Below are 6,960 nucleotides of genomic sequence, written 5' to 3'. Positions count from 1 at the left end.
CTTCAACGCTCCGCCGAATTGGCCTACCCCGCCGCAGGGTTGGGCACCCGGTCCTGGGTGGAAGCCGGACCCGGCATGGGGACCTCCGCCGCCGGTGATCTTCTCCGAGTGGCCGGACTGCTGACCGTAGAAGTAGACCGGGATGCTCGGAACGTCCTGGTCGACCTTCTCGACCGCCTTGGCGAACGCCTCGTGCGAGGCCTCCAGGCTCGGAGCGCCGCTGGCCTGCTTGGCAAGGGCGTCGACCTCGGGGTTGCTGTAGAGGCCGTCGTTCGAGGAGCCGTTGGTGATGAACAGCGGGTTCACCCAGTTCTCGACGTCCGGGTAGTCCTGCTGCCACGCGGCACGGTACGGGCCGCTCATCTTGTGGGCGTTGATGTTCTGACGGAACACCGCGAAGGTCGGCACGCCCTCGGCCCGAGCGTTGATGTTGAGGTTGGTCTTGACCTGCTGCGCGACGGCGTCCATCCAGTCCTTGTGGGCGGAGTCCGCGTTGTAGTAGAAGACCATCTCACCGGTGAAGCCACCGGCCTCGGCGAGCAGCGTCTTGGCCGTCTCCGGGTCGAACTTGCAGGCGGTGCAGTTACCCGGCTTGGCGCCCGGGGTCAGCGGGTTCGCCCAGCTGTCGGCCGGCTTGCGGGTGCCGAAGAAGATCTTGTCGGAGATCTCCTGCCGGTTGACGGCGAGGGACACCGCACGACGCAGCTTCGGGTTCGCGAAGCGCTTGTCGTAGATCGGGAACGCGATGAACGCGGTCGACGGCGTGACGGTCGAGCGGCCCCGCTCACCGAGGTCGGTCTTCCACTTGTCACCGGCGAGCGCCGAGGTGGGGACAACCTCCATGAAGTCGAGGTTGTTGGCCAGCAGATCGGCGTAGGCCGCGTTGTCGTCCTGGTACAGCTTGACGTCGACGTCCTTGACCTTCATCTTGTCGCGAAGGTTGTAGTCGTCGAAGCGCGTCAGCTTGATGAGGGAGTTGTCCTCCCAGGACACGAACTTCACCGGGCCGTTGCCGATCGGCTTCGTCTTGCCGAACTCTTCCGGCTTCATGGTGAAGAACACGTCCGGCAGCGGCATGAAGGCGCTGTAGCCGAGCTTGGTCGGGAAGACCGCGGTCGGCGCCGCCAGGGTGACCTCGAAGGTCTGGTCGTCGATGACCTTCAGGCCAGACAGCTTGTCGGCCGTCGGGGTCGGGGCCTTCTTCGGGCCGTCCGCGCCATCCGGGTCCGTCGTGTAGGTCTGCTCGAAGCCCGCGATGTCCGCGAAGAAGGTGCCGTTCTGCGCGCCGTTCGGCGAGTAGGCGGCCCAGTTCCAGGCGTCGACGAAGTTCTTCGCCTTGACCTCGGTACCGTCGTGGAACTTGGTACCGGCCTTGATCTTGATCGTGAAGACCTTGGAGTCCGTGGTGTTGATGGACTCCGCCAGCGCGTTCCGCGGGGCCCCACCGTCGTTCGGGTACTCGACCAGGCCGGTCCACATCCAGTCGATGATCTTGCCGCCGCCGGTCTCCGTGGTGTTCGACGGGACCAGCGGGTTCTCCGGCTGGACGCCGTGAACAACGATCGAGCCATCCGCGCTGGCGGCAGTGTCGTCGCTGCCGCCGCTCGAGCAACCGCTCGCGACAAGCGCGGCAGCCGCGCTGAGCGCGATGGCGCTCGTCGCCCGCTTCGAGACTCTCATTCCGAGGGGCCTCCTCTTTCTAACCAGGTTCCGTCGTGGGTTTCACGCACGTTTTGGGGGTGACACCGCCCGACCACCCCGGGGCGCGGGTCGCCGGGACCACAGGGAAGTTGGGGACACCCCTGATGTTCCGATCCGCCGGGCTCCCCCACCAACGAGGCGTGACACGACGCAATCGACACAGCCACGGGCCGCCGAGATCGGCGAAATCGTGGTCGTGGGGCGTACGGAGTGCCACACACCGATGGTGAGGTGCTGCCACTGTGACACCCACTGGCCTCTTCCGTGAAGGTGCCGTTATCAAGCCGTTAGTTGCCCGCCACGTTGCCGATACTTGAAAAATGATCATAAAACGGTCGAGGCAGGCGGCACTGAGCAGGAAATACGTTGCGCCCGCCCGGCAACCCGGCCTCAGCCGGTGCGCGCGCCGCGAAGCCACCCAGCCCGATGGGACGTGCGTCACCACTCATGTTTCGACCCGTCCGGATGAGGGCCCCTACGGCTACCCGGACACCATCACCGGCTGGGCGTACGAGGGCGCTCCGGCGGTTTCTCTGATCCTCGCCGGTGTCGACGCGCCGTCACACGAGCCGGCGGTCCGCCGCCCAGCGGGAGAGCTCGTAGCGATTGGACATCTGAAGCTTGCGCAACACGTTCGACACGTGCGTCTCCACGGTCTTGATGGAGATGAACAGCTCCTTGGCGATCTCCTTGTACGCGTACCCCCGGGCCAGCAGCCGCAGCACCTCCCGCTCACGGTTGGTGAGCTGGTCCAGCTCCGGGTCGGCCACCGGCGCGTCCGGGCGGGCCGCGAAGGCGTCCAACACGAACCCGGCCAGCCGTGGGCTGAACACCGCGTCCCCGTCGGCCACGCGCCGGATCGCGGCAGCCAGCTCGTCCGGGGAGATGGTCTTGGTGACGTACCCGCGGGCACCGGCACGGATCAGCCCGATCACGTCCTCCGCCGCGTCGGAGACGCTCAACGCGAGGAACTTGACCTGCGGGTGCGTACGCCGCATCGCCTCCAGCACCGCGCGACCGCCGCCGTCGGGCATGTGCACGTCGAGCAGCACCACGTCCGGGCCGACGGCGGCGATCCGGGTGACGGCCTCGGCCACAGTGCTCGCCTCGCCCACCACCTCGACGTGAGCGCCCAACTCCGCGCGCACCCCGGCACGGAACATGGCGTGGTCGTCCACCAGGAACACCCGCAGCCGCTCGGGGCGGGCATCCGCCGGGTCGAGGTGCTCGGTCGACTGCTCGGCCATGGTCATCTGTTCCTCTCCGCTGCGGACGAGTCCCGGGAGATCGGCAGGATCAACCGGACCTCGGTCCCCTCCCCCGGGCCGGACCGGATCTCGGCCCGTCCGCCGTGCCGCTTCATTCGCCCGATGATCGAGCCGCTGACGCCGTGCCGGTGGTCCTCCACCGTATCGGGGTCGAAGCCCTTGCCACGGTCCCGGACGAAGACGCTTACCTGATCCGGCTCCACCTCCGCGTAGAGCGACACGGTCTGCACACCGGCGTGCCGGGCGGCGTTCACCAACGCCTCCCGCGCAGCCGCGACCAGCGCCCCGACCTTCTCGTCGGTCTCCCGGTCCCCCACCACCACCGTCTCCACGCTGATCGCGAAGGTGTCCTCCACCTCCGCCGCGGCCTGCTCCAGGGCGGCGGCGAAGCGCTCGCTCGGCGAAGCGGTCGGCTTGTAGAGCCAGTTGCGCAGCGAACGCTCCTGCCCTCGGGCCAGCCGCTGCACCGTTTTGACGTCGCCTGCGTTGCGCTGGATCAGGGCCAACGTGTGCAGCACCTGGTCGTGCACCATCGCGGCCAACTCGGCCCGCTCCTGCTCGCGGATGCGCCCCTCGCGCTCCGAGCGGAGCTGGCTGTACGTCCGCCAGAGCACCGGCGCGGCGACCACGCCAACGCCCGCCAACCCGACCAACGCGAAGATGACGCCATTGATCACCGCGTCGAAGTTCTGTGCCGGAGAGTAGACGGCCGCGACGCCGATGATGCCGACCGCGACCAGCACTCCCCCGCCGATGAACCGCAGCACGAAGGCCCGCCGGTCGCTCTCCTCGACGACCGCGCCGAGCCAGGGCACCGGCATCGCGTCGCCCCACTGCCGCCGCCGCTCGGGCGCGGACTGGTGCCAGATGACCCCGGCGCCGACCGCGATGATGGCCACCAACCAACCGGCGGTGCCCGCCGCGCCGACCGAGTCGAAGACCATCACCTGGATCAACAGGACACCGAGCCCGATCCCCACGAACGGCAGGAGTTGGGCGACGTCCCGCCGGGGCGGCACCGCGGTGTCACCGGGACGCAGCGGCACCACCGCCCAGAAGGCCGCGTAGAGCAGCAGGCCGAGCCCGCTCAGCCCGAGCAGGACCATGAACGCGACGCGCACCCGCAGCACCGAGATGCCGAGATGGTCGGCGATACCGGCGGCGACGCCGGCGGCCATCCGGTGCTCCGGGGCGCGATACAGGCGCGGGGGCGAGGTCACGGTGCTGATCGGAGGCTCCCTGGTCACGGTGGCGGACAGGTCGAGGTCGGTGACTCGATCGTCACACGCTGCGGCGTCCGCGACCACGGGGACGCCCCCGACATTCCGGCCGCCGGATCTCAGGGTGGGGTCAGGGTCGGGTCCTGAGGTCGTTCGGGTGGACCGGGCAGCAGGATCGAAGCATGACCGAGGAAGCTGCCCCGCCACCCCGACCGGGGTCGGCACAGCCGGGCGGTTCAGCACCGCCCCCGCCCACCACCACGCCCGCCGAATGGACCGAGCCCATCACGTTCGGTCCGCACGCTGGCACCGACGCGACCGCCGGCCCCGTGCCCGGCGAGCCGGCCGACGGCTACGCGCCGCCCACGGCGGGCCACGGCCCAGGCCCGGGGTTCGCGGCGGGCACCGGCTACGGCCCGGGCGGCACGCCGCCAGGGCCGGGTGGTCCCGGTCCGTCCGCACCGCCACCGCCGTTGGGCGGCACCGGCTTCACCTCACGGTACGGGCTGGTCCGCCCGCGCGAGGGGCGGTACCTGGCCGGCGTCTGCGCGGCGATCGGGCGCGCCACCAACACCGACCCGGTGCTCTGGCGGGTGCTGCTCGCGGTGCTCGGGTTCTTCGGCGGCATCGGCATCCTGGTGTACGTCGCCGCCTGGCTGATCATCCCGAACGAGGGCGACACCGCGTCCCCCGTCGAGTCCATGCTCGGTCGTGGTCGCTCCAGCATGTCCCCGGTGACAGTGATCGTCCTGGGCATCCTTGTCGCGGCCAGCTTCGCGTACATCGTCACCGACGCCTTCCGCGCGGTGCTGCTCGGCGCGGCCATCCTGGTCGCCGGCGCGCTCCTGCTCAACCGGGACGGCCGCAACCCACGGTCCGGCACCCCCGGTGCTCCGCCGCCCGCCGCACCGTCCGGCAACCCGGCCGGTCCGGTCGTCCCACCGGTGACCTGGCCCGCACCGTCGTATGGCCCGGCGCCGTCGACCGGCCCGGCGGCGACGCCGCCGATGTTCAGCACCGGTCCGGGGTACGCCACCGCGACGACGGGGGCGGCAGCCACAGCCACCGCTCCGCCGTACGACGCGCCGCCGCCGACCAGCGCGACACAGCCGGTGTCCGGGGTCGGCCCGACGTCCGGGCAACCGGCCGGCACGACGGCTGCCCAGCCCGGCTGGCCGAGTACCGCCATGCCCAGCGCCGGCTGGCCGTCGGCGCCGGTGAGCAGCACACCCGCTGCCCCGTCCGGCTATCCGACCGCCCCGCCGCCCTCCGGTTACCGCCCTCCGTTCGCGCCGCACGGCCCGTACGCTTCGCCGACCCCGCCCGCGCCTCGTCCGCCCAAGCCACCGAAGCCGCCGAAGGGCCCCAAGGAGCGATCGCCGCTCGGTGCGGTGACCTTCTCGCTGATCTTCCTGGTACTCGGTCTGGTCGCCCTGCTCGACCTGCTGGACGTCTTCGCCGTCAGCGCCTCGGCGTACTTCGCGGCCGCGCTGGCCACGATCGCGCTGGGCCTGCTGGTCGGCACGTGGTTCGGACGGGCGCGCTGGCTCATCGCACTCGGTCTGGTGACCGCGGCGGCGCTGGGCACGGCGACCGTCGCCGAGTCCTACGACCGGATCCGGGGGGTCGACGGCGCGGTGACCTGGGCGCCCACCGACTACCGCGACCTGGCGGACCGGTACGAGAACAGCTTCGGTGACGCCGTGCTCGACCTACGCGGGATCAACTTCGCGAAACGGGACAGCCAGGTGACGGTGGCCGTCAACTTCGGCCAGGCGACGGTGGTCGTGCCGCCGAACGTGGACGTCACCACGGTGGCCGACGTCAACGCGGGCGATGCCACCATCTTCGGCAACCGCTCCGGCGGGCTGGACGGCCGCCTGCGGGAATCCACCGACGTCGGCGCGGACGGGCCCGGCGGCGGGACCCTGCGCCTCTACATCCATGTCAATGCCGGCAACCTGGAGGTGACCCGGTGAAGGCTCACCGCACGGATCTGGTGTCGTTCGCCTTCGGGCTCGTGTTCCTGGCGCTGTCGGCCTGGTGGCTGCTCGCCCAACTGCTCGGGCTCGCACTGCCGCCGGTCGGCTGGTTCCTGGCCGGCGCACTCATCCTGATCGGGGTCTTCGGTCTGGTCGGCGCGCTGCGCTCGAGTCGACCGAACCAGCCGGAACCGGTTGCCGAGGCCGGCGCCGCCGAGGCGGTAGCGCCCGTCTCCGGCACGTCCGTCTCAGGCGGACCCGTCTCCGGCGCACCCGTCTCCGGTGCCGCCACGTCGACGTCCGGCGCGGCCCTGCCGGTCTGGGAAGCCGAACGGTCCACCTGGGACGCTCCCTCCTCCGACCCGACGCTCATCTCGAACCCGACGCTCATCTCGGACCCGACGTTGGAGACGCCGGCGACCGAGGTGCGGGCGCAGGACGTGCCGAGCGCCGACGTGATCCACCCGGCCTGGCTGGCACATCCGCCGTCGGAGCCGTCGACCGAACCCATCCCCGGCCGACCCGACAACGGAGACGACGAGCCGACCGTCGGGAACCTCGCCCGCCCGGCCTCGTCCGAGGGGGACGAGCCGACCCGGTCCGACCAACCGGTCGGGGGCACCGGCGACCAGCCGGGTGACGAGCACGAGGGTCCGCGCAGGCAAGCCTGACCTCGGACGGCCGTCCGCGTCGGTGAGACCTCCGACGCCGACCAGGCAAAAGCAGACCCAACGCGCTGAGCCGCCCCCCTTCCCCGGTCGATCATGGAGTTGTGGTGGGCGGTTCACC

At 70.7% G+C, this 6,960-nt stretch carries 4 protein-coding genes and 1 pseudogene; 2 read left to right on the top strand and 3 right to left on the bottom strand.

The window, feature by feature from the left end:
- The 3 genes from ABZ749_RS25640 to ABZ749_RS25630 all read right to left on the bottom strand — a co-directional run.
- Positions 1-1,680 (bottom strand): ABC transporter substrate-binding protein (locus ABZ749_RS25640; protein WP_357232131.1); only part of this gene is annotated, 1,680 nt, incomplete at its 3' end.
- A 581-nt stretch (positions 1,681-2,261) separates the two neighbouring features.
- Positions 2,262-2,948 carry a response regulator transcription factor gene (locus tag ABZ749_RS25635; protein WP_030337843.1) on the bottom strand — a complete coding sequence of 229 codons (687 nt, stop codon included), beginning with the start codon at positions 2,946-2,948 and terminating at the stop codon, positions 2,262-2,264.
- Between the two features lie 2 nt (positions 2,949-2,950).
- Positions 2,951-4,216, bottom strand: a complete 1,266-nt coding sequence (locus ABZ749_RS25630; protein ID WP_357197774.1) for a PspC domain-containing protein — start codon at positions 4,214-4,216, stop codon at positions 2,951-2,953.
- Positions 4,217-4,371: 155 nt separating this feature from the next.
- Between ABZ749_RS25630 and ABZ749_RS25625 the strand changes: the two genes are divergently transcribed.
- Entirely contained in the window at positions 4,372-6,168 is a 1,797-nt protein-coding gene (locus ABZ749_RS25625; protein ID WP_357232128.1) for a PspC domain-containing protein, read from the top strand.
- Positions 6,165-6,347, top strand: a pseudogene (locus ABZ749_RS25620) (hypothetical protein); the annotation flags it as partial. The gene ABZ749_RS25625 and the pseudogene ABZ749_RS25620, both read left to right, overlap by 4 nt.
- Positions 6,348-6,960 lie beyond the last annotated feature (613 nt).

This window comes from Micromonospora sp. NPDC047753, from assembly GCF_040642735.1.
Classification (GTDB): Bacteria; Actinomycetota; Actinomycetes; order Mycobacteriales; family Micromonosporaceae; genus Micromonospora.
This window is presented reverse-complemented; position numbering and strand designations above follow the sequence as displayed.